Genomic DNA, 26,330 nt, shown 5'->3' with positions numbered 1-26,330 from the left:
AGCCCTTAGGCAGGCTGGGGCAGGCGCGCGATGACCTTTATCTCGAAGTCGAAGCCGGCTAACCAGTTGACGCCGACCGCCGTCCAATTGGTGTAGGGCGGTTCACCGAACACCTTCAGCCGAACGGCATCGATCACGGGCCATTGCGTTGCCGGATCGGTGTGGAAGGTGGTCACGTCGACTATATCGTCGAACGTGGCGCCCGCTGCTTTCAGCACTGCCGCGAGATTGTCGAAGGCAAGCTGGACCTGCTTTTCGAAGACAGGTTCGGGCGACCCGTCCTCGCGGCTGCCGACCTGGCCCGAGACAAACAAAAGATCGCCCGATCGGATTGCAGCAGAATAGCGATTGATCTCGTAGAGAGCCTGCCTGCCGGCAGGAAAGATCGCGTCACGTTTGGTCATTTTCACTCCATTGTCCGGGGCACTCACATACGTCCCGTATGCATGAGGTGGGTACATACGCTGCGTATGTCAATACGCATACGGTACGTATCTATGAATGGCAGCGAGCCGGTCAGGTGCCGGCCGAGATCGCGACAGCCGCTTCGGCCGGCTTGCGCGACGGGCGCATGACGAGCATGGATTCCTCATCGGCATCCTGCGGAGCGCCCCAGAACTCAGCCAGCGTCGGACCATCCTTGAGGCGGCGGTCGCGGGCCAGGAAACCCCAGACCTCGCGGAACCACACGCGGCGGCCCATTTGGGTGTACCAGCGCATCGAATGGCGCTGTTCGGGATCGGGGTGGAAGAGAATGCGCGCCAGCGCCTTCGGCCGCGACTGCACCGCGACCTCGATCAGCTTGACCGAGAAGAACAGCATCCACGGTTTCAGCCGGGTCATCTGCAGCACCTGGTGCTTGTAGTCCCACAGCCGGGCATCCGTCTGGATCACCTTGCGGTCCTTGGCGATGCGGAAGAACGGCGTCCAGCGGTGCGGCGTGACATAGAGCGCCTGGATCTGGTCGGGGTCGTAGGCAAGCAGCTGGCGAAAGCCGCGCCACAGATCGCGAAAGGTCTCATCCTCGAACCCCGCCACCCAGGTCGCCATGGACAGTATGCCATGCTGGCGGAGCAGCCGGATCGCCTCGCGGTCGGATGAGGTGCTGCCGCCCTTGCGGATCAGTTGAAGCGTCTGCTGGTCGGTGTTTTCCATGCCGAGCAGCCAGCGGATGACGCCGGCCTTGCGATAGAGGTGCAGGATGTCGGCATCGCGCACGATGTCGTCGGCCCGGGTCGAGCCGACGATCAGCACCGGCACGTTCTCGGCGATCAGCGCATCGAGAAAGGCGCGCCAAACCTTCTTCGATACGGTCGGGTTTTCGTCGGCGAGGTTGATCAGTTCGACGCCGTGCTGGCGGTGCAGCCAGGCAATCTCCTGCGCAAATTTTTTGGGGTCGCGGTGCCGCCAGCGGGTCCAGAAACCGCGCTGGCCGCAATAGTTGCACAGATGCGGGCAGCCCCGCGAAAACTGCATGACCACGGCGCGCTTGCCGCCCCAATAGCTGTAGCGGCGGTGATCGATCAGCTCCCAGCTGACGCGGTACTCGTCCAGATTGGCAGTGGTCCCGGCCGGCCGCGTCGCGAAGGGGCGGCCGAGATCGTCGCGATAGGCGATACCCGCGACATCGCCCAGCGGCCGGCGATTGTCCAGTGCCACGACCAGGGCAAGGATGGTTGCCTCGCCCTCGCCGCGCACGATGAAGTCGAAGACATCGCTCGCCGCCAATATGTCGCGCCAGTGATAGGTCGGGAACACGCCGCCATAGATCACCAGCGTCGCCGGCTCGAGCGCCTTGACCATGCGGGCGATCGCGAGCGCGGTGGGATGCGCCGAGGTCGAGCCGGAGTGGCCGATCAGGATGCAATCGGGCTGGCCGCTGAGCGCATCGCGCACCAGAGTTTCCAACGGCATCGGCCCGAATTCGGCATCGACCAGCCGGACTTTATGGCCGGCGTCGATAAGCGGGCCGCCCAGTGCCAGCAGGCCGAGCGGTGGCAGATGGTCATCGGGCACGCGGCTGCCGATGGCTGTGTGCGGCGGATTGATCAGCACGATGTTCATGACGGACCTTTGAGCGACGGTCCGCATGGCGTAGCCGGCGTTTCAGTTTCGCAGTTGGGCTCCGTTCAGCAGTTTGCGTGCAGCTTTTCCGCAGAAATGGCGGTGCGTGTCCTACCGCCTGAGGTGGGCGAGCGGCACGTGGCCCGGGCCCTTGATGTTCTGCAGCACCAGCTGGGTGTGAACGTCGCGCACGCCGGCAAGGCGCATCAGGCGGTGCATGACGAAGGCGTTGAGTTCGTCGACCGACGGCACCATGACGTGCAGCAGGAAATCGTGGTCGCCGGTCATCGTCCAGCATGACGACACTTCGTCCATGCGTTGCACGGCGGCGATGAAGGTTTCGGGCGAACCGTCGCTGTGGCTGGTGAGCCGCACCTGGATGAACACCTCGACCATCAGGCCGACGGCGCGGCGGTTGAGCACGGCGGCAAAGCCCTTGATGATGCCGGCCTCCTGCAGCGCCTCGAAGCGGCGGGCGCAAGGCGTCGTCGACAGGCCGATCTCCTGCGCCAGTTCGGACACGGGCTTGCGTCCATCGCGCTGAAGCACATCCAGCATCTTGATCTCGAAATCGTCGAACTGAGGCATTTTCACTCTCTTTCAGCTTCTGCTTGGTGATTTTTACCTCAAATCATGGACCCAAGCCATCATCAAAGCTGAATTGCCTCGCCGGCCGCCGCTAGACTCTGCGGACAGATTCAAGTGTCACGATCAGGGGAGAAGAACCATGACGACGATGAGCGTTGCCGAATATGCCCGTGATTGCGCGGCGCAAGGCCTGCGTGGCGACTATTCAGTGTGCCGTTCCGATTTCACCGTGGCGCAGGGCTATGATTACAGCGCCGACGAACAGGCGGTGTGGCGCACGCTGTGCGACCGGCAGACCAAGCTGACGCAGAAGCTGGCGCACCATTCCTATCTCGATGGCGTCGCCGCACTCGGCCTGCTCGACAAGATCCCGGATTTCGGCGCGGTCTCAGACAGGCTGCGCAAGCTGACCGGCTGGGAAATCGTCGCCGTGCCTGGCCTCATCCCGGCCGCGCCCTTCTTCGACCATCTCGCCAACCGGCGCTTTCCGGTGACCAACTGGCTGCGCACCAAGGACGAGCTCGACTACATCGTCGAACCCGACATGTTCCACGACTTCTTCGGCCATGTGCCCATCCTGACACAGCCGGTGTTTGCCGACTTCATGCAGATGTATGGCGAAAAGGCCGAGAGCGTGATTGCGCTGGGCGGTGACGAGATGATCACCCGGCTCTACTGGTACACCGCCGAATACGGGCTGATACAGGAGGAGGGCCAGAAGCTGAAAGCTTTCGGCGCCGGGCTGATGTCGTCGTTCACCGAATTGCAGTTCGCCGTCGCGAGCCCGGACGCGCACCACGTGCCCTTCGACCTCGAAACGGTAATGCGCACCGGTTACGAGATCGACAAGTTCCAGCGCGCTTATTTCGTGCTGCCGTCCTTCGACGTGCTGCGCGATGCGTTCCGGACCGCCGATTTCAAGGCGATCGTTGCCCGCCGCAAGGGGCAGCCGACCCTGGATCCAGCGACGGTTTAGCAAATCCTGAAGGGTTTGCGCGGCACCTATCCCCACCCTTAATCCTCCCCACAAGGGGGAGGGAGATCTCGTTGGCGCTGATTTCCGAGGGTTTCGACACCAAGGCATGGGTAGCGCCGGCAGCAATCCTGTCGCGCCGTTCGCTTTTTTGACATCAGACGGTAATGACTTCGTCACACCGTGGATGACTTCGTCACACCGTGATTACTTTGGTCAGATGGTCGCCTAGCCGGCAGGCAAGTGCGGTGATTGTCGTCGTCGGGTTGCATTCGCCCGACGTGCAGAACACCGACGAGCCGCCGACATAGAGATTGTCCATGCCGTGCACCTTGCAGTTGGCGTCGACCACGCTCTTGGTGATATCGGTGCCCATGCGCGTGCCGCCCATGTGGTGGTGGCCGGCCAGTTCCTCATCCGTCGGGTAGTCCTCGCCATTGGTCAGCCAGTCCATGATGCGGACGCGGCCGAGGTCCTTCTCGATCAGCGTCGTTCCGAACAGCTTGAGCCCCTCGAGGATGGTGCGGCGCTCCAACGGCGACTTCTTCCAGTGCAGCTCGATGCGCGGCACGCCGGCACGGTCGACATCGGTCTTCGACAATTCGATATGGTTCGAGGCCAGCGGCGCCTGTTCCCAGGCGACGTAGAGCTGGGCGGCGCAGCGCAGGTTCTGGCTGAGCTGGTAGGCGACCCATTCGGCGGCCTCGGGCGCGGTGCAGGCGAGGTCGGCAATCAGGCTCTTGACGCCGGCATAGGGCGTCTCGATCAGGCGTATGCCGAAATTCATGATCTGCAGCCGCTCCATGGCGGCGAGCGTCGGCGAGAAGAACGCCTCGTTGACGGCATCAACCTCGAACTCCCTGTAATCGGCCAGGATGGCATTGCCGCCCTCGAAGGTCGGGTGCTCCATCCAGTAGCGGCCAAGTGCCGTGGCGTTCGGCACCACGCCGCCATTCGAGCGCTGGTTCGACCATAGAAGCAGCCGCGAATTCTCCAGCCCGCCGGCGCAGACGATGAAACAATCGGCGCTGAAGGCGCCGGCATCCTTGCCGTTCGACCACAGCCTGGCGCCGGTCACTCGCTTGCCGTCCCCGGCAAGTTCGGTGGCATAGGTGTTGAGCACGAGCGCTATGTTCTTGCTCTTGTCGAGCTCGTCGGAGAATTTCTCGCCAAAGCGCACGGCCGGGCTCTTGATCAGCTGCACCCAGCGTATGTCGTCTGAAATCGGCACATCGGGCTTGAAGTCGGGAAGCTCGAGTATGTCGTGCACCTCGGACAGATAGGGCTCGATGTCGGTCCGGGCGATTGGCCAGCCGGTGTCCGGCGCCCATGCCTTGGGCTCAAAGTCCTGCTTGTCGAGCACGCGGCACCAGCCGGCCCAGTGGTTCGACGACCCGCCCATGAAGCGCAGCCGGGTGATGTCGAGATCGAAATATTGATCGCCGACCGTGAAGCCGCGGTAGAAATCCTGCGACTCGTCGCTGAATTCGCGTGCGCCGGCCTCCAGCACCACGACCGGAATGCCGGCGGCGCCGAGCTTTCTGGCAATGGTGGTGCCGGCCGGCCCGGAGCCGAGAATGCAGACCTTGGGCTTGAAATCCGAGGCTCGAAACGCCTCATAGCAGTCGAAGATCATGCCAGGTCGCTCCGCTTCAGGATCCAGCCATTGACCACGACGATCTCGTCGGGATCGGCCGGGGGGCGGTCGCTGTCAGGCAGCTTGCGAAAAAGCTGTAGCGCCGGCATCGCAATCAGCGCCTGCACGATGGTGCGGCGCGACATTTTCCTGATGAACAAACTCATGACACGTCTCTGGATGGGGGCTTCGATCCACGCATGGCGTTCCCTGAACGGCACACGTACCGGCCAGACATGCCATTCCCGTGCCAAGCCTTGCCTGTAAACGAGTTACAACCCGGTAAACGGCGCAGTTGCGTGGAAACAATGTTGGCGAACCGTTAACAGCCCCACCACCAACACCTCACGCAGCTTCGGAAATGTCCCGGTCGAGGATCGACAAATTGCGGCCGCGGTGCTTGGCCTCGTAGAGCCGGCGGTCGGCGGCGCGCATCAGGTCCGAGACATCGGCATCTTGCGCACAGGTGATGCCGCCGATCGAGACGGTCAACGGCACCGTGCGCTCGTCGACCGGACGAAAGCGGACCAGCTCGACTTCACGGCGGATGCGCTCGGCCACGCGCCGGGCTTCGGCTTCCGTAGCGCCGACCAGGAAGGCGCCGAACTCCTCACCGCCAATGCGGCCGAGCACGTCGCCGCTGCGGACGCCGCGCTCGATGGCGCTGGCGATCAACACCAGTGCGTCATCGCCGGTCAGATGGCCGAAACTGTCGTTGATCGCCTTGAAATGGTCGGCGTCGATGATCAGCAGCGCGCCGCGATCGGATTTGCGCCGCGAGCCGTCCAACGCGGCAAAGAAGCTCTCGCGGTTGAGCATGCCGGTCATGTCGTCGCGGCTCGCCTTCGCCGACAGGCGCCGATGCGCGGCGGCGAGCTGGGCATGCGCGCGGGCGAGATCGCGATGCGCGTTTTTCAGTCGGTCGCTCTGCCAGAAGGTGCTGGCGCAGGCGATCCAGGCGAGCGCCAGCGGGCACACCGTCGATGTCAGCCAGACAGTGCGGTCGACCGGAAAACCCATGGCGGGAACGATGATCAGCGTCAGCAAAAGCGAGATGGCTACCGAGCCGAATGCGACCGCGGCGGACTTTAAGACTATGCGACTCATCGCTGGCTCCCACTGAACCGTCTCTGTGCCAGCAAGCCCTGAAGGCCACCTTTCCGTGATGGCTAAAATTTGAATGGTGAGCCCATTTTTACAACTCTAGATGCACATAGGTTGTGGATAAGCTCTACATCAGAAAGGGGTTCGAACGGCAGATATTTCATGCCATAAGGACGCCATGACCACGCTGCCCGATCCCGCCCGCTTCGCCCATGTCACCGACTGGGTGTTCGACCTCGACAACACGCTTTATCCGCACCATTCGAATCTGTTTTCGCAGATCGACGTCAAGATGACGGCCTATGTCGGAGAACTGCTCACGCTGCCGCGCGAGGAAGCGCGCAAGCTGCAGAAGGAACTCTATCTCGAATATGGCACGACGCTGAACGGGCTGATGACGCGCCACGGCATCGACCCCGACGATTTTCTCGAAAAGGTGCACGACATCGACTATTCGTGGCTGGTGCCGGATCCGGTGCTGGGCACCGCCATCCGCCAGCTGCCCGGCCGCAAGTTCATCTTCACCAATGGCGACCGCAGGCACGCCGAGCGCACCGCGCGCCAGCTCGGCATACTCGACCATTTCGACGACATTTTCGATATCGTCGCCGCCGGGCTGACGCCGAAGCCGTCGCGGCAGACCTATGAGAAGTTTGCCGAACTGCACGCCGTCACCGGACACAATGCGGTGATGTTCGAGGATCTCGCCCGCAACCTCGAGGTGCCGAAATCACTGGGCATGACCACGGTGCTGGTGGTGCCGCGCAATTTCGAGCCGACCTTTGCCGAGATCTGGGAACGCGATCCGGCCAATGAGGACGACGTCGATTTCGTCACCGACGATCTCGCGACGTTTCTGACGGGGATAGTGGAGGGGGTAGAGGAATTGAGGAGCTGAAGAATTGAAGAACTGGTGAAAGGGAGACCGATCCGGACCTCCTTTTCCTCAATTCTTCAGTTCTTCAATTCCCGGTTCCCCTACTCCCCCAACTTGTAGAAGCGGCTGATGATCCCCCAGGCCTCGTCGGCGGTGTCGACAAAGTCGATGATATCCTGGTCGCCGGGCGTGATGGTGCCTTGTTCGGCCAGGAAATCGAGGTCGATCGCGCGCTGCCAGAACGCCTTGCCGAACAGGATCACCGGCACGCGCTCCATGCGGCCGGTCTGGATCAGCGTCAGCGTCTCGAAGAATTCGTCCATGGTGCCGAAGCCGCCCGGAAACACCGCGACGGCCTTGGCGCGCATGACGAAATGCATCTTGCGGATGGCGAAATAGTGGAAGTTGAAGCACAGCTCCGGGGTCACATAGGCGTTCGGCGCCTGCTCGTGCGGCAGGACGATGTTGAGGCCGATCGACGGCGCGCCGACATCGTCGGCGCCGCGATTTCCCGCCTCCATGACGCCTGGACCGCCGCCGGTGACGACGACGAATTCGCGGTAGTAGGACGTGGCCGATTGCTGTGAGCAGAGGCGGGCGAATTTGCGCGCCTCCTCGTAATATTTGCTGTTTTCCTCGAGGTTTTTCTTCTGCGTCTCGTTCTTGGCGGCCCAGGCCTCGCCGCCGGGCTCGGGAATACGCGCGCCGCCGAACAGGATCACCGTCGAGCGGATGCCGCGCTCGGCCAGGATCATTTCGGGCTTCAAGAGCTCAAGCTGCAAGCGCACAGCGCGCAATTCCCGGCGCGTCATGAAGTCGGGATCGTTCCAGGCCAGCCGGTAGGTTTCGGCGCGCGTCTGCGGCGTGTCGGGAACGCTTTTCGAGCGCTCGAGATCCTCGTCCGAATGCGGCAGCGGCGTCCATCCCGCCTTTTCCATAGGAGTCATATGCTTTCTACCCGTCCCAACAGTTCACTTGCGCCGTCCCATGGCGCACGCGCGATTGACCCCCAATACGCCTTAACATAGGGTCCGCGCGACTTTCAAAACAAGGTTAAGGCCGACGGCCTTAACAGCGTGGTAACGGAGCGAATTCATGTCGAAGCCTGATCTGGCCAGCCTCGAAAAGACGATCGAGAAGGCCTTCGAGGAGCGCGACACGATTTCGACCGCGACCCGCGGCGAAACGCGCGACGCCATCCAGTCCTCACTCGACCTGCTCGACCGTGGCACCGTGCGCGTTGCCGAGCGCCAGCCCGATGGCAAATGGCATGTCAACCAATGGCTGAAGAAGGCGGTGCTGCTCTCGTTCCGGCTCTATCCGATGGAGATCATCAAGGGCGGCCCCGGCCAGGCGGTCTGGTGGGACAAGGTGGCGTCGAAGTTCGACGGCTGGAGCGCGGTCGATTTCGAGAAGGCAGGCTTCCGCGCCGTGCCGTCTTCGATCGTGCGCCGCTCGGCCTATGTCGCGCCGGGCGCGGTGCTGATGCCGTCCTTCGTCAATGTCGGCGCCTATGTCGATAGCGGCACCATGGTCGACACCTGGGCCTCGGTCGGCTCCTGCGCCCAGATCGGCAAGAATGTGCACCTCTCGGGCGGCGTAGGCATCGGCGGGGTGCTGGAGCCGATGCAGGCCGGCCCGACCATCATCGAGGACAATTGCTTCATCGGCGCGCGCTCCGAAGTGGTCGAGGGCTGCATCGTGCGCGAAGGCTCGGTGCTCGGAATGGGTGTGTTCATCGGCCAGTCGACCAAGATCGTCGACCGCGCCACCGGCGAAGTGTTTTATGGCGAGGTGCCGCCGAATTCGGTCGTCGTCGCCGGCTCGATGCCGGGCAAGGCCTTTCCGAACAACGAGCCGGGCCCTGGCCTCTACTGCGCCGTCATCGTCAAGCGCGTCGATGCCAAGACCCGGTCGAAAACCTCGATCAACGAACTGCTGCGTGATTGATCCTGTCCGAGCAACCAGAGCGCTCCAGATTGCCCAACACACCACCACTTCCCTGGCTTTTCTTCAGCCTCTCAGGGCGCGTCAGCCCAAGTGCCTACGTGCTCGCCGGGCTGCTGCTGGTGCTTGCACAGTTTTTCCCGCTCTACCAGTTGTCGAGACTGGAACCCGGCACCGCAACCAGCCAGAACTGGGCACTTGTGTTCTGGGTCGTTTTGCTCATCTCGACATGGTCGAGCTTTGCGGTAACCGCAAAGCGGTTTCATGATTTCGGCAAGCCGACTTATTACGCGTTGATCTCTCTTGTCATCGGCCCCATTCTTCTCATCGTTCTAGCGTGTTTCCGGGGTGACCCCGGTCCGAACCGCTACGGCAAACGCAGCAACGCGCCGGCTGAACCATGAGCGCCGACCGGATATCTCGCCATGCGCTACCGCACGCTTGATCCGAAACTGATCATCGACACCGCCGAGCGGCTGGAAGAGCGCGTCGCCGAGCGTTTTCCCGATGCCGGCCTGCGCGGCGTCGCCGCCGAACTGGTGTCGCTGTCGCGCGACCTGGCCAAGGCGGCGCAGGCGCTGGAAGCGCCGATCTGGTGGCTGCGCGGCGCCATCGTCGCCGCTGTTGCCGCCGGCGCGCTGACCTTCCTATTCGTCGGCACCATCCTGCCGCTCATCCATATCTCGCAGGCCGACGATGCGGTGCAGTCGGTGCAAGGCATCGAAGCCACGATCAACATGATGATCCTTGCCGTGCTCGGCCTGCTGGCGCTGATCCGCACCGAGGAGCGCATCAAGCGCAAGCGGGTGTTTCGCCAGCTGCATGGGTTGAGATCGCTGATCCATGTCATCGACATGCACCAGCTGACCAAGGATCCGGCAGCATTGTCCGCCAATTTCAGGCCGACCGCGCATTCGCCGGCTCGCATCACCAATGCCGCCGACCTGGCGCGCTACCTCGACTATTGCTCGGAAATGCTGTCGATCACCGGCAAGATCGCGGCGCTGTTTGCGCAGTCCGTCAATGACGATGTGGTCATCGACGGCGTCAACGACGTCGAGAACCTGGCGTCCAACCTGTCGCGCAAGATCTGGCAGAAGATCACGCTGATCGAGAACCACCCGGCGGCGCAGCCCGTGCCGGCGCCAGGCCCGGCGAGCAAAGCGCCGGCTCCGAGGCGCGCACCAAAGCTGTGACGCGGCGGGCCCACGCGCCTGTTTTCGGGCTATGCGGGCCAAGGCCCGAGGCTCGCGGCAAGTAGACTATCCAGTGACGGCTTCCGGCGTCAGCCCGGGTGAGCCGCGCGTTTCCCGCTCGGCCTGCCGCACCAGCGCGGTGACCCGCTTCAGCAGAGGCGCCGGCGTGCCGGCCTTTTCGGCGAGGCTCAGGACGGCCCCCTGCAGGTCACCGATCTCGGTCGGCCGACCGCGCTGGAGGTCGTCCCACATCGACGAGCGCGCCTGCGGGTCGATGGCGAGCATGCGGCGGGCGACCAGCCGGAACAGCCAGTCCGGCAGCCGGAGCAGCTTCGGCAGCAGGCCGGGACGCAAGCCGCCGATCCGCGCCGGCGCGATATGTAACGCCTTCATCGCCGCCAAGGCCTCGTCGATCTGACCGGCCAGGATCCGCCGCCAGCGGCGGTCGGCAAGTTCGCTCGCCAGCGGCAGGCCGGACAAGGCGACAAGCGCGTTGTTGAGGTTGATCAGCAGCTTGCCCCACTGAACGGCTTTCATGTCGGGATGGGTTTCCACGCCAAGCCCTTCGACATCGAGAAGGCCGGCAAGGCCGGTCACGCCATCTTCGATCATGACCTTGCCGTTGCTGGCGCGATGCACGTGAAGCGGCAAATTGCCTATGGCCGACTGGACGACATTGAACGGCACCATGCCGGCGAGCACAGTCCGTCCACCGAGCCCGGCGCGTAACCGGTCGGCATTGCCGACGCCGTTCTGGAGGCTGACCACCACGACTTCGCCGCGCGCATGTCCGGCAACAAGCGACGCCATCTCCTCGGTAGCGCCGTTCTTGACCGTCACCAGCACCACGTCGGCACTGGCCAGGGCAGCGGCGGGATCGGTGGTGACGGACTCCGGCCGGATGGATCGGTCGCGATTATCGAGATCGGTGATGCGCAGGCCGCCGTCCAGCAAGACCGTCGCGATGCTTGGCCGCGCCAAAAACACCACCTTGCGTCCGGCCAGCGCCAGGCAGCCGCCGACATAGCAGCCTATGCTGCCGGCGCCGGCAATGACGATGGTCTTTTCGGCGTTGGCCATGCGATTATCTCGTGTTGGCCTGCACTATACGACAGGAAAACCATAATGTCGGCGGCAGGACCGGTCATCATCTCTGGCCGTGACAGGCCTTTCGCTTTCGACTATCGCTTTGCCCATGAAACTGCCGACCGATCCCGCCGCCAACCTCGCGACCCTCATACGCTGCGCCTCCGTAACGCCCGCCGAGGGCGGCGCGCTGGCTGCCCTGGAAGGCATGCTGAAGCCGCTCGGCTTTTCCGTCGAACGCCCGGTGTTTTCCGAAGACGGCACCCCCGACATCGAGAACCTCTACGCGCGTCGCTCCGGCAATGGGCCGCATCTGATGTTTGCCGGCCATACCGACGTGGTGCCGGCGGGCGACGAGGCGTCGTGGACGCATCCGCCCTTCGCCGCCGAGATCGCCAAGGGCGAGATGTATGGCCGCGGCGCCGTCGACATGAAGGGCGGCATCGCCTGTTTCATCGCCGCCGTGGCGCGCCATGTCGAGAAAAAGGGTGGTCCGAAAGGCTCGGTCTCGCTGCTGATTACCGGCGACGAGGAGGGGCCGGCGATCAACGGGACGACAAAACTGCTCGACTGGGCGGCGGCCAGGGGCGAGAGATGGGACGCCGCGATCGTTGGCGAGCCGACCAATCCGGACACGCTCGGCGACATGATCAAGATCGGCCGGCGTGGCTCGATGTCGGGCAGTGTCACGGTCAACGGCCGCCAGGGCCATGTCGCCTATCCATTGCTCGCCGACAATCCGGTGCGCGGCCTGATCAGCCTGGTCGACGCCTTGCTGTCGCCCGTCTTCGACAAGGGCACGAAGGATTTTCAGCCGACCAATCTGGAAGTGACCTCGATCGATGTCGGCAACCCGGCGACCAATGTTATTCCGGCCAAGGCGACAGCCACCTTCAACATCCGCTTCAACGACACATGGACTGCCGAGACGGTGCAGGCCGAGATCCATAACCGCCTCGACCAGGCGGCGAAGCGCAAGAAATACCGGACCGGCAAGACGCCGGTCGACTACGAGCTGATCTGGCGCGACCGGCCGAGCCATGTCTTCCTGACGCGCGACGACAAGCTGATCGAGACGCTGCGCGGGTCGATCAAGGCGACAGTCGGCAAGGAGCCGGCGCTGTCCACCTCGGGCGGAACCTCGGATGCGCGTTTCATCAAGGACTATTGCCCGGTGGTCGAGTTCGGCCTCGTCGGCAAGACCATGCACATGGTCGACGAGCGCGTCGCACTGGCCGACCTCGAGACGCTGACCCAAATCTACCAGCGCTTCATCGATGACTGGTTCGAGCAGGGCTGATCATGCTTTCGGTTGACGAGACCTCTTCATCGCTTAACGGCGCCTGGCGGCTGATGCTCGGAAAGGCCGACGGCTTGCGGCTGCTCGACCTTTCGGCGGACGGCTTCTGGAATTCCTTCTTCGCCATCGTCGTCGCCGCGCCGGCGATGATCGTCGGCTGGGTCGGCACGGCCAACGAGATCGGCGATCCCAATGCGTTCGCCGGCCGGCTGGGCATGTTGATTCGCCTGGCGACCGTCGACCTCGGCTCGTGGCTGCTGCCCCTGTTTGTGCTTGCCCTGGTCGCATCGCGCGCCGGCATCGGCGACCGCTTCGTCCACTATGTCGTCGCCAGCAACTGGGCGTCGGCGATCACCGCCTGGATGCTGCTGCCTTCAGCGCTGATCAGGCTTTTCCTGCCGTCCGGCAACCCGGTTGCCGAATTGGTGTGGCTGGTTCTGGTGGTGCTTTCGCTGGTACTCTCCTGGCGGATGACCAACGCCGCGATCGGCAAGGGCGCGGCTGTCGGCAGCGCCGTGTTCGCAGGCATGTTGGTGGTGTCTCTGGCCGTGTTGTTCGGCCTGGTGGCGCTGCTCGGCATCACTGTGCCGACCGCCGCTCCGGCCTAGAACTTTTCCGGATAGTCTACACCGACGAGAAAAAGCCCGTCGGGCGGCGCCACCTGGCCGCAGGCGGCGCGGTCTTGTGCAGCGAGCGCGGCCTTGAGGTCGGCGGCGGTCCAGCCGCCGTCGCCGACGCGTTTCAGCGAACCGACCATGGAGCGCACCTGGTTGTGCAGGAAAGAGCGCGCCGAGGCCCTGACTTCGATCAGGTCGCCCTGGCGGCTTACATCGAGCAGCTCCAGCGTCCGCACCGGACTGTTGGCCTGGCATTGCGTCGAGCGGAAGGTGGTAAAGTCATGTCGGCCGAGCAGGACTTTCGCCGCTTCGTGCATGGCGTCCGCATCGAGCCGCTTCGGCACCCACCAGACCTTGCCCTTTTCCATCGCTGCAGGCGCGCGCCGGTTGAGGATGCGGTAGAGATAGTGCCGTCCGCGGGCCGAGAAACGGGCGTCGAACTCATTGGGGACAACCGTCGCCTGCAGGATGGCGATGCGCGCGCCCGCCGCCTGCAGGTGCGCGTTGACGGCGTCGCGCACCTTGTCGTTTGGCCATGCCTTGGCGAGGTCGACATGCGCCACCTGGGCGGTCGCATGCACCCCGGCGTCGGTGCGGCCGGCGGCGCGTATCCGCACCGCCTCACCGCAGAATTTCTCGATCGCCTGCTCTATCGCCTGCTGCACCGAAGGCTGATCCGCCTGGTGTTGCCAGCCGGCGAAGAGGCTGCCGTCATATTCGATATCGAGACGAAAACGCGGCATACACCCTTCGTTCAGGCGGCGAGTGCGGTAAAGGCCTGGGCGTAGACCAGTTTGCCTTTTTCGGGTGCGTCACCCCAGGCCAGCGCCTGCAGCGCTTCGCCCTGATATTCGCTCTCGAACTTTTCGGCCCGCGCATGATTGTAGCCGAAGCGGCCGTAATAGGCCGGATCGCCCAACACAACGGCGAGCGTCTCGCCGGCATCCCTGAGGCGGATATGCGCCTCGCGGATCAGCGCACCGCCAATGCCCGAGCCGTGGAACGAAGGTTCCACCGCCAACGGCGCCAGCGCCACGGCTGCAAACTGCTTGCCGCCGTTCTGAACGAACAGCCTGGAAAACAGGATGTGGCCGACCACCTGGCCGTCTTCTTCCGCCACCAGTTCGACAACGGCGTCGCCGCCGGTGACCAGAGCGTCGACCAGCCCGGCCTCCGCCTGCTGGCCGAATGCGTGTTCCTCGACCAGGCGTATAGCCTCGCGGTCCCGCGGCGTCGCGCCGCGTATCGACATCATGCTCATGAGAACTTCATTCCTTTTTCGATCTTGGCCCCGCGCAGAAACTCCTGCGCGGCAGCAGGCTTTCCGCCCGCCCGTTGAACTTCGACCAGCCTGACCGCGCCCGACCCGCAGGCGACCGTCAGCCGGTCATCGAGAATTCCTCCCGACTCGCCCATGCTTTCAGAAAGCGTACCTTCAGAAAGCGTCGAGCGAAGCAGTTTCAGCCGTTCCGTGCGGCCGCCGATGTCGGCCTCGCACCAGGCGCCCGGGAATGGCGACAGCCCGCGAATGTGATTGTGGACCTCCGCAGCCGGGCGCGTCCAGTCCACACGTGTCTCCGACTTATCGATTTTCCTGGCGTAGGTCACCCTGTCAGCCGCCTGCAAAGTCGATGCCAGGGTATTTGTCTCCAATCGGGACAGCGCTTCCACCATCAGCGTGGCAGCAATATTCATCAAGCGGTCGTGCAGATCGCCGGCGGTCATGTCGGGCTCTATGGCGCATTTTTCAACCAGTGCCACCGGACCGGTGTCCAGGCCCTCTTCCATGCGCATCACCATCATGCCGGTTTCGACGTCGCCGGCCATAATGGCGCGCTGGATGGGAGCTGCACCACGCCAACGCGGCAAAAGCGAGGCGTGGCCGTTGAGGCAGCCGAGGCGCGGAGCCTCCAAAATACCCTTCGGCAACAGCAAACCATACGCGACGACGACCGCGACATCGGCACGCAACGCATAGAAAGCAGCTTGCTCGGCCTCGCCCTTCAGCGACAGCGGCGTGCGCACTTCGATGCCCAGCCGCTCAGCCTCGCGCTGCACCGGCGACGGTGTCAGCTCCAGCCCGCGGCGGCCCGCGGCGCGCGGCGGCTGGGTGTAGACGGCTGCTATCTCGTGCCCGGCCTCGGCAATCGCGCGCAGCACCGGCACCGAAAACTCCGGCGTGCCCATGAAGATGACGCGAAGCGGCATCTTCCCTATCCCACCAGCTTGCCCGGCGCCTTGTCCTTGGCGAGCTTCTTGAACTTCTTGACCACCATGTCGCGCTTCAGCTTCGAGATGTGGTCGATGAACAGCACACCGTTGAGATGGTCGATCTCGTGCTGCAGGCAGGTCGCCATCAGGCCATCGGCCTCGATCTCCTGCAGCTTGCCGTCGCGGTCGAGATATTTCACGCGCACCGAGGCGGGACGCTCGACCTCGGCGTAATAGTCCGGGATCGACAGGCAGCCTTCCTCGTAGACGGAGCGAGCGTCGGCGCTTTCGAGGATTTCGGGATTGATGAAGACATGCGGCGCCGGCGGCTCGTCTTCCTTGGCGAGGTCGATGACCAGCATGCGCAGCGGCTCGCCAATCTGGATTGCGGCCAAGCCGATGCCCGGCGCATCATACATCGTCGCCAGCATGTCGTCGGTCAGTTTGCGCAAAGGCGCGTCGACGCGTTCGACCGGTTTGGAAACCTGGCGCAGGATAGGATCGGGAAGGATGATGAGCGGCTTGATCGACATGGCGCCTCACCTAAAACGTCGCAGGAGAAGCGTCAACCGGTGCGAATCGGTCTCGTTCACGTTTTGATCTGTGCCAGGTCTGCGAATCGGCTATGCTGGCGGGATGAACGACCTGAGCACCATCCTTTCCGAACCCGTTGCCCGGCTTGGCGTGACGACGATCACGCTCGGCCATGCACTGGCCATCGGCGCGCTGGTGTTTCTCGGCCTGTTCCTGGCGCTTGTCGTGGCGCTGTGGCGATCGGCCAAGGCGCGCACCATCGCCGCGGCGGAAGCCGCCGACCACGCCCGCGACGCCGGGGCGCGGATGGCCGGCATTTTGCAAAGCCAGGCCGAGATGCAGGGCCGCATGGGCGCCATCGCCGACGTGTTCGGCGCAAGGCAGGCCGAACTCAACCAGTCGATCGGCCAGCGCCTCGACGCCATGACCGGCCGACTCGGCCAAACCATGACCGAACAGACCAAATCGACGCATGAGAGCCTCGCCAAACTGCAGGAACGGCTGGCGGTCATCGACACCGCGCAAGGCAACATTCAGTCGCTGGCCGGCCAGGTCGTGCAATTGCAGGCGATCCTGTCCAACAAGCAGACGCGCGGCGCCTTCGGCCAGTCGCGCATGGAGGCGATCGTCGCCGACGGCCTTCCGATGGGCGCCTACGAGTTCCAGGCAACGCTGTCAAACGGCAGCCGTCCCGACTGCCTGGTCAGGATGCCGAACGGTGCGCCGCAGCTTGCCATCGACGCCAAGTTTCCGCTGGAAGCCTGGAACGCCATCCGCGCCGCCGATGGCGCCGAACAACAGAAGATCGCGGCCCAGGCTTTCCGCCGCGACATCGAAATTCACGTCCGCGATATCTCGGAAAAATACCTGATCCAGGGCGAGACGCAGGACACCGCCTTCATGTTCGTGCCGTCGGAATCGGTGTTCGCCGAAATCCACGAGAATTTCGACGCCGTGGTCCAGAAGGCGCACCGGGCGCGTGTCATCATCGTCTCACCGTCGCTTTTGATGCTGTCGATCCAGGTCATCCAGGCCATCCTCAAGGACGCCCGCATGCGCGAACAGGCGCATCTGATCCAGGGCGAGGTGATCCGGCTGATGGAGGACGTCGCGCGTGTCGACGAACGCGTGCGCCGGCTGCAGACGCATTTTGGCCAGTCGGCCAAGGATATCGACGAGATACTGGTGTCGACCTCGAAGGTGACCAAGCGCGGCCAAAAGATCGAAGCGCTGGAGTTTGGCGAAAGCGAAGCCGAAGTGCGCGGTGGCGGACCCGCCAAGGCCGAAGCCGGGGTGCGGGTGGCGGATTCCAAGACGGGGCAGCTCAGGCTACGTGTCGTCGAAGGCGACGATTAAAGTCTTTGTTTTGATGCATGTCGTTGTCCCAGAACCGCGGCACACTTCTGGGCGCCATGCATTAGACCGTAGCCACGATCACGTGCGCCTGGATCTTGGCCGCAACCTCGCCGCTGCCGTGTCTGGCTGCAATCACGGACGCGGCGTGATCGGTTGCGGCTTCCAGTTTTCCTCTAGCCTCGATTTCGTTGCGAAGCGGAGTTCCCTGGCAATAGGCAACCGCCGGAAGGCGCGGCGAGGAGGCACGGCTTTGTTCGGCCCTCGTGTCGATCACCACACGGGAGAAACCTGCGGCTTCCAACTCGCCGCGGATCAATGCAATGTCATTGTAGCCGTGCGGCGTGCGGGCGAGAAAGCGGGGCGGATCGTTCGGAAAAATCTCCGCAAGAGCATTCGTCACATCATTGGCGAATACATTCTCTTCGATGCGATCCCATACGTTGAACAGGAAATGGCCGCCGGTCTTCAGGACCCGCTTTGCTTCGCGATAGCCGGCGGCTCGGTCGGGAAAGAACATCGCGCCGAACTGACAGCAAACGAGATCGAAAGCCGCATCTTCGAACGGCAGCGCCAGAGCATCCGCCTGACGCCATTGTATACGACTGTCGGGAGCTTGTCGCGAGGCCGCGTAGTCGAGCATAGGCTGGTTGAGGTCGGTCACGACATAGCTTACGCCGGGAGACAGTTTTGGAGCCAATGCGCGGGTGACAACGCCGGTGCCGGCGGCGACTTCCAGGACGGCGCCGGGCGACAAGGACGCTGCCCGTCGTGCCAAATCCGCGGCGAACGGCTCGAAGATCAGCGGCACCATGTAGCGGTCGTAGTTTTCCGGAATCGAGCCGGCAAACACTTTGTCCGTTTCCGACATTGCTATCCCCCGCCATCCGTTTGATGGCTAGCCTAGCACATTATTGGCTGGTTTGGGCCGCGTTTAACCGGGAGGCAGGTGCTACTGCGCCTCTACGATGCTTACGCCCTCGAATTCCGGAAGCCAGTGCAGGGCCGATCGGTGCCATTTCTGTTGGGTCGGAACGAGATCCTCGCGTTGCCGCGCGGTCCCCGCCCTGATCCCATAGACCTTCGGCCCGTCGCCAACCGACGTTGCGTAAAGATGCGAACCGCAGTCGCCGCAGAACGCCTGGGCACGCTTGGCGCCGCTCGATCCCGTCTTGATATAGACCTTCGGCGTGCCCTTGGTGATCCTGTAATGATCCTCAGGCGCGGGAACGGTGACACGAAAGGCGGTGCCGGTCAGTTGCTGGCAGTCGGTGCAATGACAGATAGAGGTCTTTTCCGGGTCGACCTCTGCTTCATAAGTTATGGCGCCGCAATGACACCCACCATCGATTTTCATGGTTGATTCTCCGAATTCCGTCGAGTGATCTTAGCGGGACCAGGCGATGGGGCCAACGGTGGACTGCTGGTCCAGAACTAGTCCGACGCCGCCTCGACCTGCTTGCGCCGGTGCTCCCAAGTTCCGGTCGTCTGCGGCTTGACGAACAGCCTGGTGATCTCCGGCATTTCTTTTTTCAAGAGCGCCTCGATGCGCTCGACACAGGCTTCGATCTCAGGCGCCGTCAGATGGTCCTCGAATTCGATGCTCAGCCCAGCGACGATCTGTCGAGGGCCGAGATGGACGGTGAGAACGCCGTTGGCCCGCTGCACTGCCGGATCCTGCTGGGCGATGGTCAGCACCTTGGCCTGCACTTCCGGCGAGGCCGGCTCACCGATGAGCAATCCCTTGCTTTCGCGCGCCAGAAAGATGGCGGTGGCGCCGAGGATCATCGCGATGCCGATCGAGGCGACGCCGTCGAGTTCGGGCATGTCGAGGAGTTCGGCCGCCAATATGCCGGCGAAGGCGACGAACAGACCGAGCAGGGCGGCGCTGTCCTCGAACAGGATCGTGTAGACGCTCGGATCCTTGCTCGATTGCACGGCCTGCAGCCAGCCTTGCTTGCCCTTCTGCTGGCGGAACTCCTTCAGCGCCACGTACCAGGAGCTGCCCTCGAACAGCATTGAGAGGCCCAGCACGATGTAGTTGATTTTGGGATTGGCGACCGGCTCAGGCGCCATGATGTGGACGACGCCTTCATAGAAGGACACGCCAGCGCCGAGCGCAAAGACGAGCAGGGCGACAATGAAGCTCCAGAAATACAGCTCGCGGCCATGGCCGAGCGGATGCGTGCGGTCCGGCGGACGGGCGGCGCGGTGCATGCCGTAGAGCAGCAGCCCGCCATTGCCGGTATCCACCAGCGAGTGCACGCCTTCCGACAGCATCGCCGAGCTGCCGGTGAAGAAGGCGGCGACGAATTTGGTCACAGCAATAGCGAGATTACCGGCGAGCGCCGCGTAGATGACCGTCTTCGACCCGCCATGTGCTGCCATGCTGTCCCTCCAAGGAACCTGATGTAACGCCCCTGAGCTCCACAGGCATCACAACGCACGAATCGTCCGGTCGTTCAGGGTCTTGTAGGCCAGCTTGCGGAAAGACGCCCCTATTCGATGATCTCGTCCGTCCACACCTTGAAACCAGCCAGCGTGCCCGGTCCGAAGATGTGGGTCAGCGGCACGTCGGCGGCGTCGCGACCCGACGCGATCAGGATGCGGCCGATGCGTGGCGAATTGTTGCGCGGGTCAAAGACATGCCAGCGGCCACCGAGATAGACCTCCATCCAGGCTGCGAAATCCATGCTCGCCCAAGGTTTGGGCAGGCCGATGTCGCTGATGTAGCCGGTGCAGTAGCGGGTCGGGATGTTTAGCGCACGGCAGAAGGTGACGGCGAGGTGGGCAAAGTCACGGCAGACGCCGCTTTGCTCGCGATAGGCTTCGGCCGCGGTGCGCGTCGGCCGCGCATTGCCGTAGCTGAAGACGATGTGGTTGTGGACGAAATCACAGACCGCCTGGACGCGGGCAATACCGAGCGGCGTATGCCCGAACAGCCGCCAGGCTTCGCTGGCCAGCAGATCGCTCTCGCAAAAGCGGCTGGGCAACAGGAACAGCAATGTGTCCGACGGCAGGTCGCGAACCTCATGCTGCCAGGCCATCAGGTCGCCCATCTCGAAGGTACCGGGGTCGCGGATTACCGAATCGGTGCCGAAGGTGAAGCGCCCGGGCGGGGCGACGAAACGGTTGCACCAATTGCCGAAACTGTCGCGGTAGCTCTGGATCGGCACCGGCGGGCTGGAGGTCAGGAAATCCGGGCGCTCGAGATCGGAGGCCCTGGAGTAGTGGACGTTGAGCATCGCGATGAGCGGCGTTTCCTGCGGAAAATCGAAACTCATCTCGCTGCCGATGCGGATTCGCATTGTCGTCCTGACCGCACTGCCTGATCATCGCCGGGCGAAGGCATGGCCGATGCTGCAGTGCGAAGGCAACCATGGCACGGACCGGAATGGTTTACGAGCAAATTAGAAACCGGTTGAAAGCGGCCCGACGGCGCCGGCGACAGACGCCCGCCCCCTTGCAGTCCGGCGTTTCTCTTGTTTCACTTGGCCTCCCAGCAACTGGAGGAGCGAATCATGGCTAAAGGTGCGATGAAGGCGGGCAAGGAAGCTCGGAAGCCGAAAAAAGACGCCAAGAAGCCCGCAGCGGCTCCGGCACTCAAGGCGCCGCCCGTCAAGGCGATGAGGCTCAAGGAAAAGTAAGCCCGCCTCGGAAGATCTTGGACGGTTGAAATCCGGACAACCGTTTCGGCGCAGATTTTGACACCGGCGGCATGAACGATGCGGCCGGTGTTTTTGTTGATCGCACCGGCGCAGCCGCTTATACCGAAGCGGCGAGGACGACCTCGCGCCTTTCTCAAAAGTCCGGCCGGGACGCCCCGCCATCCTCATGGAAGGAGTGCATCCCGATGTCGTGGATTTTTCTGTTCTTCGCTGGTCTGTTCGAAATCGGCTGGGCGATCGGCCTCAAATACACTGACGGCTTCTCGAAGCCGCTGCCGACGGTGCTCACTGTCGCCTCGATGATCATCAGCCTCGGGTTGCTCGGCCTGGCGCTGAAGACGCTGCCTGTCGGGACGGCCTATGCGGTGTGGACCGGCATCGGCACGGTCGGCACGGCGCTGCTTGGCATCTGGCTGCTGGGCGAGCCGGCGACGGCCATCCGGCTCGCCTGCATTGCGCTCATCGTCTGCGGCATTATGGGGCTGAAGCTCGCCGCCTGAGCAAAGCAACCAAGGAAATCGACGCACAAACACATTCAGGGCCGCTGGAAGGCGACCCTGATGTCCGATCGTTTCGATCGAAGCGTTAGCGGGCGGAGAAGCCCGGAGGCGTCCTGCCGGTACGCTGCTTGCGGGCCGCATAGCGTGCGTCGCGCTTGGCCTTGCGTTCGGCTTCGTCGGCCAGCAAACGGGCAATGCGCTCGTTTTCTTCGGCTTCCTTGATCTTCGCTTCAGCCTGCGCTGCCTCTTCGGCCGCAATACGCGCCGCTTCGGCTGCTGCCTCGCGCTCGGCCTTCTCGACCGCCTCGCGTGCCAGCTTTTCCTGCTTCAGCCTGGCCTTTTCGGCCTCGCGTATCTCGCGAGCCTCAAGAATCGCCTTGCGTTCGGCTTGTTTGGCCAGAACCGCAGGATCATCAGCCGCCGGCTTTGACTTGAAGCGCTCCAGAAGCGCCTTCTTTGCCTCGTTCGCGGCATTGCGCCGCTCGAAAATGTCTTTTTCCCTGTAGATAGCCAAGTCCACTTCCCTGAAGTCAATTCGCGACGCTTACATACGCGCGAAAACCGAGAGTTCAAGCGCCAAAACGGTATGCCAGCCATGAAAGTTTATGCTGTTGCAGCCGGGAGACGCGTTTTCCCTGAAACAAAGCCGGCCGAAACCGACATGCACTGTTCACCATCCGCCCCTCTGGCGGCCGGGGCGGCTCGCCGCTACCTCTAGCGGCAAATCAGAACATTTGGATGACATGCCATGGAACTCGGTCTCTACACTTTCGCCGACGTCAGCCCGGAGCCCGGCCCCGGCGCGATCGGCCCGCATCAGCGACTGCGCAATCTGATCGAGGAGGTCGAGCTGGCCGACCAGGTCGGCCTCGACGTCTTTGGTCTGGGCGAACATCACCGCCCCGACTATGCCGCGTCCGCGCCGGTGGTGGCGCTGGCCGCTGCCGCCGAACGCACCAAGCGCATCAAGCTGACCAGCGCGGTCACCGTGCTGTCCTCCGACGATCCGGTGCGCGTCTTCCAGCAGTTCGCAACGCTCGACCTTTTGTCGGACGGCCGGGCCGAGATCATGGCCGGGCGCGGCTCGTTCATCGAATCCTTCCCGCTGTTCGGCTACAATCTCGAGGACTATGACGAGCTGTTCGCCGAAAAGCTCGATTTGCTGCTGGCCATCCGCGATAATGTAAATGTCACCTGGTCCGGCAATCTGCGCGCGCCCATCAACGACCGCGGCGTCTATCCGCGGCCGCTGCAGGACAAATTGCCGATCTGGATCGCAATAGGTGGAACGCCGCAATCTGCGGCGCGCGCGGGCGTGCTCGGCCTGCCGCTGGCGCTGGCCATCATCGGCGGTGAGCCGGCGCGGTTTGCACCGCTGTTCGACATTTATCGCGATGCCGCCAGGCGGGCCGGTACCGACCCCTCGGGCCTTGCCACCAGCATCAATGTGCACGGCTTCATCGCCGGGACCACTGAACAGGCGGCCGACGATTTCTACGGCCCGCAGGCCGAAGTGATGAACCGCATCGGCCGCGAGCGCGGCTGGGGCCCGACCTCGCGGGCGCATTTCGATCAGTCGCGTGGTCCGAACGGCGCGCTGTTCGTCGGTAATCCGGAGCAGGTGGCGGAAAAGATCGTCGCCCAGCACAAGATCTTCAACAATGACCGCTTCCTGCTGCAGATGGCGATCGGCGCCATGCCGCACGCCAAGATCATGAAGGCGATCGAACTGTACGGCACCAAGGTGGCGCCGATCGTGCGCAAGGAGACCGCCAAGCCCGGCGTCGCCGTCGCAGCGCCAGCCGCCTGAGCGACGGGCGGCCCGGATTGAGGGCCTTGCCGGCTAACGGAACCTTGGGCTTGCAGAGGCGTTTCCGTCAGGGGAATGCACCAATTGCGGTGCGCCGCTGAGGGAAAATCATGAAAGCCGAACCCGCCGCTTTGGGTGCTGGCCTTGCCGAAACCGAAGAGGCGAGAGTTGTGGCGCGTGCCGACACGCATCTGATGCGTTCGCTGCTCATCGGGATCTTCCTGTTCATGGCCATCTACGCGCTGTATTTCGCGCGTGCTTTCTTCATGCCGGTCATCCTCGCCTTCCTGCTGACGCTGACGCTGACACCAATCGTGCGCTTCCTGCGCAAGCGCGGCATTCCGGAAGTGGTTTCGGCGACAATGTTGGTCGTGCTGTCGATCTGCGTCTTCGGCGTTGCCGGCTATCTGCTCAGCGGCCCGGTCATCGACCTTCTCAACAACACCTCGTCGATCGGCCAACAACTTACCGAACGGCTGGCGCAATTACGGCGTCCGCTCGAGAGGATCATGCAGATCTCGCATCAGATCGAACAGATGACGGAGACCTCGCAGGAGCCGGGCATCCAGAAGGTGGCGATGGCACAGTCCGGCGTCCTGTCGGCCGCCGCCAGCAACGTCCTGTCGGCGGGGACAAGCCTGACCATCATCTTCGTGCTGTCGCTGTTCCTGCTGGCGTCAGGCACGATGTTCTATGAGAAGATCATCCAGTCCTTCGCCAGCCTCAGTGAGAAGAAGCGGGCCTTGCGCGTCGTCTATGACGTCGAGCGCGAAATCTCGCATTATCTGCTCACCGTCACCGTCATCAATGCCGGTCTCGGCGCGGTTATCGGCCTTGGCCTGTGGGCGCTCGGCATGCCCAACCCGCTCGTCTGGGGAACGATGGCGGCGCTGCTCAACTTCCTGCCCTATGTCGGCGCGCTGATCACCATCGTGCTGGTCAGCGTCATTGCGATGATCAGCTTCGACTCGATCACCTACGCCCTTTTGGCGCCGGGCTTCGTGCTTTTGTGCGACATCGTCGAAGGCCAGTTCGTTACGCCGATGGTTGTCGGCCGACGCCTCGAGATCAACGCCGTGGCGATCTTCATCGCCATCGCCTTCTGGTCCTGGCTTTGGGGCTTTGTCGGCGCGCTGATGGCGGTGCCGCTGTTGGTCGTCGTCAAAGTGTTCTGCGATCATTTCGATGGCCTCAGCCATGTCGGCAATTTTCTCGCCGCACAGCAGACGGCCGTGGTGGAGGAAGAAGCGGCCGAAGAGAACGGAAAGGCAGCGGCATAAGCTTGCCGCGCCTGCCCGTCATCGCGCATTTGTTGTCTTCAGGCGGAGTGCCTATATCGAGCCGGTCAAGCCGGACCCTGCGATGAAAGATTCCTCCTTCGACCTCGATTCCTATTTCGACCGCATCGGCTATCGCGGCCCGATCGATGCTCCGCTCGGCACGCTGAGCGCGCCGCATCGCCAGCGTCCGCAGGCGATCCCGTTCGAGAATATGGACCCGTTGCTTGGCACCAGCTCGACATCGTCATTCCCGACCGCGCCTTCGAAACCAGGGTCAGGCAGTTGAACATCGTAAAGGCTTGAGGCCCATGACCGCACTTTCCGTTCTCGACCTGTCGCCGATCGTCGAAGGCAGCGACGCCTCGCAATCGCTGGCAAATTCGCTCGACCTGGCCCGCCATGCCGAGCGGCTCGGCTACAGGCGCTACTGGCTGGCCGAGCACCACAACATGCCGGGCATCGCCAGCGCGGCGACCGCCGTCGTCATCGCCCATGTCGCCGGCGGCACCAAGACCATCCGCGTCGGCGCCGGTGGCATCATGCTGCCCAACCATGCGCCGCTGGTGATTGCCGAGCAGTTCGGCACGCTGGCGGCACTGCACCCCGGCCGCATCGACCTCGGCCTCGGCCGCGCGCCCGGCACCGATATGGGAACAGCGCGCGCGCTGCGCCGCAATCTCGAGGCGTCAGACAATTTCCCCCAGGATGTCGTCGAGCTGATGGGCTATTTCCAGCCGGCCGCGGAAGGCCAGCGTATCCACGCCGTGCCCGGCGAAGGCCAGAAGGTGCCGGTCTGGATCCTCGGTTCCAGCCTCTATGGCGCGCAGCTCGCCGCCATGCTCGGCCTGCCCTATGCCTTCGCCTCGCATTTCGCGCCGGCCGAACTGGACCATGCGCTGGAGATCTACCGTTCGCGCTTCCAGCCTTCGGAACAGCTGGACAAGCCCTATGTCATGCTCGGCCTCAACGTTTTCGCCGCACCGACCGATGGAGAGGCAAAACTGCTGTTCACCTCGCTCCAGCAGGCCTTCGTCAATCTGCGCACCGGGCGGGCCGGCCGCCTGCCGCCGCCGGTCGAGGGCTATGACCAGACGCTCGAGCCGATGGCAAAAACCATGATTTCGCAGGCGCTGTCCTGCGCCGTCGTCGGCTCTCCCGAAACCGTCCGGCAAGGCATAGACGCGTTCGTGCGCCGCACCGGCGCAGACGAGCTGATGGTGACCGCGCAGATCTTCGACCATGCGGCACGCGTGCGCTCGTTCGAAATCCTGGCCGAGGCGCATAAATCGCTGTCGCAGGCCGCGTGACGCTTTTGCCTGTGTCTGCTGTGGGCAGGCGCCTTCCTCAGCCAGGAGCCGCCTCTCTCACGCATAGGTGACGTTTTCTTGTGGTTTCGAAGCCCTGACTGGGCGCTTCGCCGGGGGATCGCGCAGATCCTGGGGTTTTGAGCGCGGTTGGAGCACATCCGGGCCGCTGGGCGGCTGTTCAAAGGCGCCAAGCGCGGCGCGGTGGATGCCATGCGCAGAATGCTTGCGCCCGATGCCGCCTGTTCTTATATACGCGCCAAGCCGCCCAGTGCCGGAATG

General features: G+C 63.4%; 31 protein-coding genes. 14 read left to right on the top strand and 17 right to left on the bottom strand.

Annotated elements, in window-relative coordinates; translation table 11 throughout:
• Window positions 1-5: 5 nt before the first annotated feature.
• From NKI96_RS13765 to NKI96_RS13755, 3 genes are all read right to left on the bottom strand, one after another.
• A complete protein-coding gene (locus tag NKI96_RS13765; protein ID WP_023687463.1) occupies window positions 6-404 on the bottom strand; it encodes a RidA family protein in 399 nt (132 codons plus the stop codon).
• Window positions 405-516: 112 nt separating this feature from the next.
• Window positions 517-2,064, bottom strand: a complete 1,548-nt coding sequence (gene bchE / locus NKI96_RS13760; protein WP_023744897.1) for a magnesium-protoporphyrin IX monomethyl ester anaerobic oxidative cyclase — start codon at window positions 2,062-2,064, stop codon at window positions 517-519.
• Window positions 2,065-2,175: 111 nt separating this feature from the next.
• Window positions 2,176-2,652 (bottom strand): Lrp/AsnC family transcriptional regulator, encoded by a 477-nt coding sequence (locus NKI96_RS13755; protein WP_023687465.1) that lies wholly within the window; start codon window positions 2,650-2,652, stop codon window positions 2,176-2,178.
• Window positions 2,653-2,791: 139 nt separating this feature from the next.
• On the opposite strand from NKI96_RS13755, the gene phhA reads away from it, so the two are divergent.
• Window positions 2,792-3,628 carry a phenylalanine 4-monooxygenase gene (gene phhA / locus NKI96_RS13750; protein ID WP_023687466.1) on the top strand — a complete coding sequence of 279 codons (837 nt, stop codon included), beginning with the start codon at window positions 2,792-2,794 and terminating at the stop codon, window positions 3,626-3,628.
• Between the two features lie 193 nt (window positions 3,629-3,821).
• On the opposite strand, the gene NKI96_RS13745 is transcribed toward phhA, so the two are convergent.
• From NKI96_RS13745 to NKI96_RS13735, 3 genes are all read right to left on the bottom strand, one after another.
• On the bottom strand, window positions 3,822-5,261 hold the full coding sequence (locus tag NKI96_RS13745) for a GMC oxidoreductase (RefSeq protein WP_023819247.1): 1,440 nt from the start codon (window positions 5,259-5,261) through the stop codon (window positions 3,822-3,824).
• Window positions 5,258-5,428, bottom strand: coding sequence for a hypothetical protein (locus NKI96_RS13740; protein ID WP_023819248.1), 171 nt, complete (start codon window positions 5,426-5,428; stop codon window positions 5,258-5,260). The genes NKI96_RS13745 and NKI96_RS13740 overlap by 4 nt, the downstream gene beginning before the upstream one ends.
• A gap of 178 nt (window positions 5,429-5,606) precedes the next feature.
• On the bottom strand, window positions 5,607-6,368 hold the full coding sequence (locus NKI96_RS13735) for a GGDEF domain-containing protein (protein ID WP_023681345.1): 762 nt from the start codon (window positions 6,366-6,368) through the stop codon (window positions 5,607-5,609).
• 175 nt (window positions 6,369-6,543) lie between these two features.
• Between NKI96_RS13735 and NKI96_RS13730 the strand changes: the two genes are divergently transcribed.
• Window positions 6,544-7,263, top strand: coding sequence for a pyrimidine 5'-nucleotidase (locus tag NKI96_RS13730; RefSeq protein WP_023687469.1), 720 nt, complete (start codon window positions 6,544-6,546; stop codon window positions 7,261-7,263).
• A gap of 80 nt (window positions 7,264-7,343) precedes the next feature.
• On the opposite strand, the gene NKI96_RS13725 is transcribed toward NKI96_RS13730, so the two are convergent.
• Complete coding sequence (locus NKI96_RS13725) at window positions 7,344-8,189, bottom strand: LOG family protein (RefSeq protein WP_023681343.1); 846 nt, start codon at window positions 8,187-8,189, stop codon at window positions 7,344-7,346.
• Between the two features lie 148 nt (window positions 8,190-8,337).
• On the opposite strand from NKI96_RS13725, the gene dapD reads away from it, so the two are divergent.
• Genes dapD through NKI96_RS13710 form a run of 3 tightly spaced genes read left to right on the top strand, consistent with a single transcriptional unit; the run spans window position 8,338 to window position 10,385 of the window.
• The gene (gene dapD, locus NKI96_RS13720) at window positions 8,338-9,192 is read left to right on the top strand and encodes a 2,3,4,5-tetrahydropyridine-2,6-dicarboxylate N-succinyltransferase (protein ID WP_023696035.1); all 855 of its coding nucleotides are present in this window, start codon (window positions 8,338-8,340) and stop codon (window positions 9,190-9,192) included.
• A complete protein-coding gene (locus NKI96_RS13715) occupies window positions 9,189-9,593 on the top strand; it encodes a DUF805 domain-containing protein (protein WP_084013651.1) in 405 nt (134 codons plus the stop codon). Before dapD ends, NKI96_RS13715 begins: the two co-directional genes overlap by 4 nt.
• 21 nt (window positions 9,594-9,614) lie before the next feature.
• Entirely contained in the window at window positions 9,615-10,385 is a 771-nt protein-coding gene (locus tag NKI96_RS13710) for a hypothetical protein (RefSeq protein WP_023703796.1), read from the top strand.
• A gap of 66 nt (window positions 10,386-10,451) precedes the next feature.
• Here NKI96_RS13710 and NKI96_RS13705 read toward each other — a convergent pair whose 3' ends face one another.
• Complete coding sequence (locus NKI96_RS13705; RefSeq protein WP_023703797.1) at window positions 10,452-11,465, bottom strand: 2-dehydropantoate 2-reductase; 1,014 nt, start codon at window positions 11,463-11,465, stop codon at window positions 10,452-10,454.
• A gap of 115 nt (window positions 11,466-11,580) precedes the next feature.
• Here NKI96_RS13705 and dapE point away from each other — a divergent pair, with 115 nt between their 5' ends.
• The gene (dapE, locus tag NKI96_RS13700) at window positions 11,581-12,771 is read left to right on the top strand and encodes a succinyl-diaminopimelate desuccinylase (protein WP_023673218.1); all 1,191 of its coding nucleotides are present in this window, start codon (window positions 11,581-11,583) and stop codon (window positions 12,769-12,771) included.
• 2 nt (window positions 12,772-12,773) lie between these two features.
• Window positions 12,774-13,379: a transporter gene (locus NKI96_RS13695; RefSeq protein WP_352804793.1), complete on the top strand. Its 606-nt coding sequence runs from the start codon at window positions 12,774-12,776 to the stop codon at window positions 13,377-13,379.
• Here the strand turns inward: NKI96_RS13695 and truA are convergent.
• The 4 genes from truA to def are packed head-to-tail and all read right to left on the bottom strand — an operon-like array spanning window position 13,376 to window position 16,132.
• Window positions 13,376-14,131, bottom strand: coding sequence for a tRNA pseudouridine(38-40) synthase TruA (gene truA, locus NKI96_RS13690; RefSeq protein WP_023696039.1), 756 nt, complete (start codon window positions 14,129-14,131; stop codon window positions 13,376-13,378). The genes NKI96_RS13695 and truA overlap by 4 nt on opposite strands.
• Window positions 14,132-14,142: 11 nt before the next feature.
• On the bottom strand, window positions 14,143-14,649 hold the full coding sequence (locus NKI96_RS13685) for a GNAT family N-acetyltransferase (protein WP_023728813.1): 507 nt from the start codon (window positions 14,647-14,649) through the stop codon (window positions 14,143-14,145).
• On the bottom strand, window positions 14,646-15,596 hold the full coding sequence (gene fmt, locus NKI96_RS13680) for a methionyl-tRNA formyltransferase (RefSeq protein ID WP_023696041.1): 951 nt from the start codon (window positions 15,594-15,596) through the stop codon (window positions 14,646-14,648). Before fmt ends, NKI96_RS13685 begins: the two co-directional genes overlap by 4 nt.
• Window positions 15,597-15,601: 5 nt before the next feature.
• Window positions 15,602-16,132, bottom strand: a complete 531-nt coding sequence (gene def, locus NKI96_RS13675; protein ID WP_352804790.1) for a peptide deformylase — start codon at window positions 16,130-16,132, stop codon at window positions 15,602-15,604.
• A 103-nt stretch (window positions 16,133-16,235) separates the two neighbouring features.
• Between def and NKI96_RS13670 the strand changes: the two genes are divergently transcribed.
• The gene (locus NKI96_RS13670) at window positions 16,236-17,489 is read left to right on the top strand and encodes a DNA recombination protein RmuC (protein ID WP_023821723.1); all 1,254 of its coding nucleotides are present in this window, start codon (window positions 16,236-16,238) and stop codon (window positions 17,487-17,489) included.
• Between the two features lie 61 nt (window positions 17,490-17,550).
• Here the strand turns inward: NKI96_RS13670 and NKI96_RS13665 are convergent, their stop codons facing one another.
• The 4 genes from NKI96_RS13665 to NKI96_RS13650 form a co-directional block, all read right to left on the bottom strand.
• Window positions 17,551-18,357 (bottom strand): class I SAM-dependent methyltransferase, encoded by an 807-nt coding sequence (locus NKI96_RS13665; protein ID WP_023692995.1) that lies wholly within the window; start codon window positions 18,355-18,357, stop codon window positions 17,551-17,553.
• 81 nt (window positions 18,358-18,438) lie between these two features.
• The gene (locus NKI96_RS13660) at window positions 18,439-18,843 is read right to left on the bottom strand and encodes a GFA family protein (protein WP_023728810.1); all 405 of its coding nucleotides are present in this window, start codon (window positions 18,841-18,843) and stop codon (window positions 18,439-18,441) included.
• Window positions 18,844-18,920: 77 nt separating this feature from the next.
• The gene (locus tag NKI96_RS13655) at window positions 18,921-19,874 is read right to left on the bottom strand and encodes a cation diffusion facilitator family transporter (RefSeq protein ID WP_023703803.1); all 954 of its coding nucleotides are present in this window, start codon (window positions 19,872-19,874) and stop codon (window positions 18,921-18,923) included.
• Window positions 19,875-19,984: 110 nt separating this feature from the next.
• Window positions 19,985-20,794, bottom strand: a complete 810-nt coding sequence (locus tag NKI96_RS13650) for a transglutaminase-like domain-containing protein (RefSeq protein WP_023673208.1) — start codon at window positions 20,792-20,794, stop codon at window positions 19,985-19,987.
• 213 nt (window positions 20,795-21,007) lie between these two features.
• Here NKI96_RS13650 and NKI96_RS13645 point away from each other — a divergent pair, with 213 nt between their 5' ends.
• Both NKI96_RS13645 and sugE read left to right on the top strand, forming a co-directional pair.
• Complete coding sequence (locus NKI96_RS13645; protein ID WP_006200611.1) at window positions 21,008-21,133, top strand: hypothetical protein; 126 nt, start codon at window positions 21,008-21,010, stop codon at window positions 21,131-21,133.
• A gap of 206 nt (window positions 21,134-21,339) precedes the next feature.
• A complete protein-coding gene (gene sugE / locus NKI96_RS13640) occupies window positions 21,340-21,654 on the top strand; it encodes a quaternary ammonium compound efflux SMR transporter SugE (RefSeq protein ID WP_023681326.1) in 315 nt (104 codons plus the stop codon).
• Between the two features lie 85 nt (window positions 21,655-21,739).
• Here the strand turns inward: sugE and NKI96_RS13635 are convergent, their stop codons facing one another.
• On the bottom strand, window positions 21,740-22,168 hold the full coding sequence (locus NKI96_RS13635) for a DUF6481 family protein (RefSeq protein WP_023673205.1): 429 nt from the start codon (window positions 22,166-22,168) through the stop codon (window positions 21,740-21,742).
• Window positions 22,169-22,402: 234 nt separating this feature from the next.
• Between NKI96_RS13635 and NKI96_RS13630 the strand changes: the two genes are divergently transcribed.
• The 4 genes from NKI96_RS13630 to NKI96_RS13615 all read left to right on the top strand — a co-directional run bounded on the left by NKI96_RS13630 (window position 22,403) and on the right by NKI96_RS13615 (window position 26,051).
• Window positions 22,403-23,464, top strand: a complete 1,062-nt coding sequence (locus NKI96_RS13630; protein ID WP_023673204.1) for an LLM class flavin-dependent oxidoreductase — start codon at window positions 22,403-22,405, stop codon at window positions 23,462-23,464.
• 110 nt (window positions 23,465-23,574) lie between these two features.
• Window positions 23,575-24,744 carry an AI-2E family transporter gene (locus NKI96_RS13625; RefSeq protein ID WP_023673203.1) on the top strand — a complete coding sequence of 390 codons (1,170 nt, stop codon included), beginning with the start codon at window positions 23,575-23,577 and terminating at the stop codon, window positions 24,742-24,744.
• 82 nt (window positions 24,745-24,826) lie between these two features.
• On the top strand, window positions 24,827-25,030 hold the full coding sequence (locus NKI96_RS13620) for a hypothetical protein (RefSeq protein ID WP_352804786.1): 204 nt from the start codon (window positions 24,827-24,829) through the stop codon (window positions 25,028-25,030).
• Between the two features lie 22 nt (window positions 25,031-25,052).
• Window positions 25,053-26,051 (top strand): LLM class flavin-dependent oxidoreductase, encoded by a 999-nt coding sequence (locus NKI96_RS13615; protein WP_023673201.1) that lies wholly within the window; start codon window positions 25,053-25,055, stop codon window positions 26,049-26,051.
• The last annotated feature ends 279 nt before the right edge of the window (window positions 26,052-26,330 follow it).

It is taken from the genome of Mesorhizobium sp. M0292 (assembly GCF_040321695.1).
Lineage (GTDB): Bacteria > Pseudomonadota > Alphaproteobacteria > Rhizobiales > Rhizobiaceae > Mesorhizobium.
The sequence above is the reverse complement of the archived record's forward strand: the minus strand, read 5'-3'. Positions and strand labels throughout refer to the sequence as shown.

Excerpts from the sequence above, each read along its gene's own strand:
- NKI96_RS13685 (WP_023728813.1), bottom strand. The coding sequence starts at position 14,649 with ATGAGCATGATGTCGATACGCGGCGCGACGCCGCGGGACCGCGAGGCT.
- NKI96_RS13735 (WP_023681345.1), bottom strand. The coding sequence starts at position 6,368 with ATGAGTCGCATAGTCTTAAAGTCCGCCGCGGTCGCATTCGGCTCGGTA.
- NKI96_RS13730 (WP_023687469.1), top strand. The coding sequence starts at position 6,544 with ATGACCACGCTGCCCGATCCCGCCCGCTTCGCCCATGTCACCGACTGG.
- NKI96_RS13705 (WP_023703797.1), bottom strand. The coding sequence starts at position 11,465 with ATGGCCAACGCCGAAAAGACCATCGTCATTGCCGGCGCCGGCAGCATA.
- truA (WP_023696039.1), bottom strand. The coding sequence starts at position 14,131 with ATGCCGCGTTTTCGTCTCGATATCGAATATGACGGCAGCCTCTTCGCC.
- NKI96_RS13725 (WP_023681343.1), bottom strand. The coding sequence starts at position 8,189 with ATGACTCCTATGGAAAAGGCGGGATGGACGCCGCTGCCGCATTCGGAC.
- NKI96_RS13765 (WP_023687463.1), bottom strand. The coding sequence starts at position 404 with ATGACCAAACGTGACGCGATCTTTCCTGCCGGCAGGCAGGCTCTCTAC.
- NKI96_RS13655 (WP_023703803.1), bottom strand. The coding sequence starts at position 19,874 with ATGGCAGCACATGGCGGGTCGAAGACGGTCATCTACGCGGCGCTCGCC.
- NKI96_RS13665 (WP_023692995.1), bottom strand. The coding sequence starts at position 18,357 with ATGTCGGAAACGGACAAAGTGTTTGCCGGCTCGATTCCGGAAAACTAC.
- phhA (WP_023687466.1), top strand. The coding sequence starts at position 2,792 with ATGACGACGATGAGCGTTGCCGAATATGCCCGTGATTGCGCGGCGCAA.
- dapD (WP_023696035.1), top strand. The coding sequence starts at position 8,338 with ATGTCGAAGCCTGATCTGGCCAGCCTCGAAAAGACGATCGAGAAGGCC.
- NKI96_RS13755 (WP_023687465.1), bottom strand. The coding sequence starts at position 2,652 with ATGCCTCAGTTCGACGATTTCGAGATCAAGATGCTGGATGTGCTTCAG.
- bchE (WP_023744897.1), bottom strand. The coding sequence starts at position 2,064 with ATGAACATCGTGCTGATCAATCCGCCGCACACAGCCATCGGCAGCCGC.
- NKI96_RS13710 (WP_023703796.1), top strand. The coding sequence starts at position 9,615 with ATGCGCTACCGCACGCTTGATCCGAAACTGATCATCGACACCGCCGAG.
- NKI96_RS13645 (WP_006200611.1), top strand. The coding sequence starts at position 21,008 with ATGGCTAAAGGTGCGATGAAGGCGGGCAAGGAAGCTCGGAAGCCGAAA.
- fmt (WP_023696041.1), bottom strand. The coding sequence starts at position 15,596 with ATGCCGCTTCGCGTCATCTTCATGGGCACGCCGGAGTTTTCGGTGCCG.
- NKI96_RS13695 (WP_352804793.1), top strand. The coding sequence starts at position 12,774 with ATGCTTTCGGTTGACGAGACCTCTTCATCGCTTAACGGCGCCTGGCGG.
- NKI96_RS13630 (WP_023673204.1), top strand. The coding sequence starts at position 22,403 with ATGGAACTCGGTCTCTACACTTTCGCCGACGTCAGCCCGGAGCCCGGC.
- dapE (WP_023673218.1), top strand. The coding sequence starts at position 11,581 with ATGAAACTGCCGACCGATCCCGCCGCCAACCTCGCGACCCTCATACGC.
- NKI96_RS13615 (WP_023673201.1), top strand. The coding sequence starts at position 25,053 with ATGACCGCACTTTCCGTTCTCGACCTGTCGCCGATCGTCGAAGGCAGC.
- NKI96_RS13660 (WP_023728810.1), bottom strand. The coding sequence starts at position 18,843 with ATGAAAATCGATGGTGGGTGTCATTGCGGCGCCATAACTTATGAAGCA.
- NKI96_RS13620 (WP_352804786.1), top strand. The coding sequence starts at position 24,827 with ATGAAAGATTCCTCCTTCGACCTCGATTCCTATTTCGACCGCATCGGC.
- NKI96_RS13625 (WP_023673203.1), top strand. The coding sequence starts at position 23,575 with ATGAAAGCCGAACCCGCCGCTTTGGGTGCTGGCCTTGCCGAAACCGAA.
- sugE (WP_023681326.1), top strand. The coding sequence starts at position 21,340 with ATGTCGTGGATTTTTCTGTTCTTCGCTGGTCTGTTCGAAATCGGCTGG.
- NKI96_RS13670 (WP_023821723.1), top strand. The coding sequence starts at position 16,236 with ATGAACGACCTGAGCACCATCCTTTCCGAACCCGTTGCCCGGCTTGGC.
- NKI96_RS13740 (WP_023819248.1), bottom strand. The coding sequence starts at position 5,428 with ATGAGTTTGTTCATCAGGAAAATGTCGCGCCGCACCATCGTGCAGGCG.
- NKI96_RS13745 (WP_023819247.1), bottom strand. The coding sequence starts at position 5,261 with ATGATCTTCGACTGCTATGAGGCGTTTCGAGCCTCGGATTTCAAGCCC.
- def (WP_352804790.1), bottom strand. The coding sequence starts at position 16,132 with ATGTCGATCAAGCCGCTCATCATCCTTCCCGATCCTATCCTGCGCCAG.
- NKI96_RS13650 (WP_023673208.1), bottom strand. The coding sequence starts at position 20,794 with ATGCGAATCCGCATCGGCAGCGAGATGAGTTTCGATTTTCCGCAGGAA.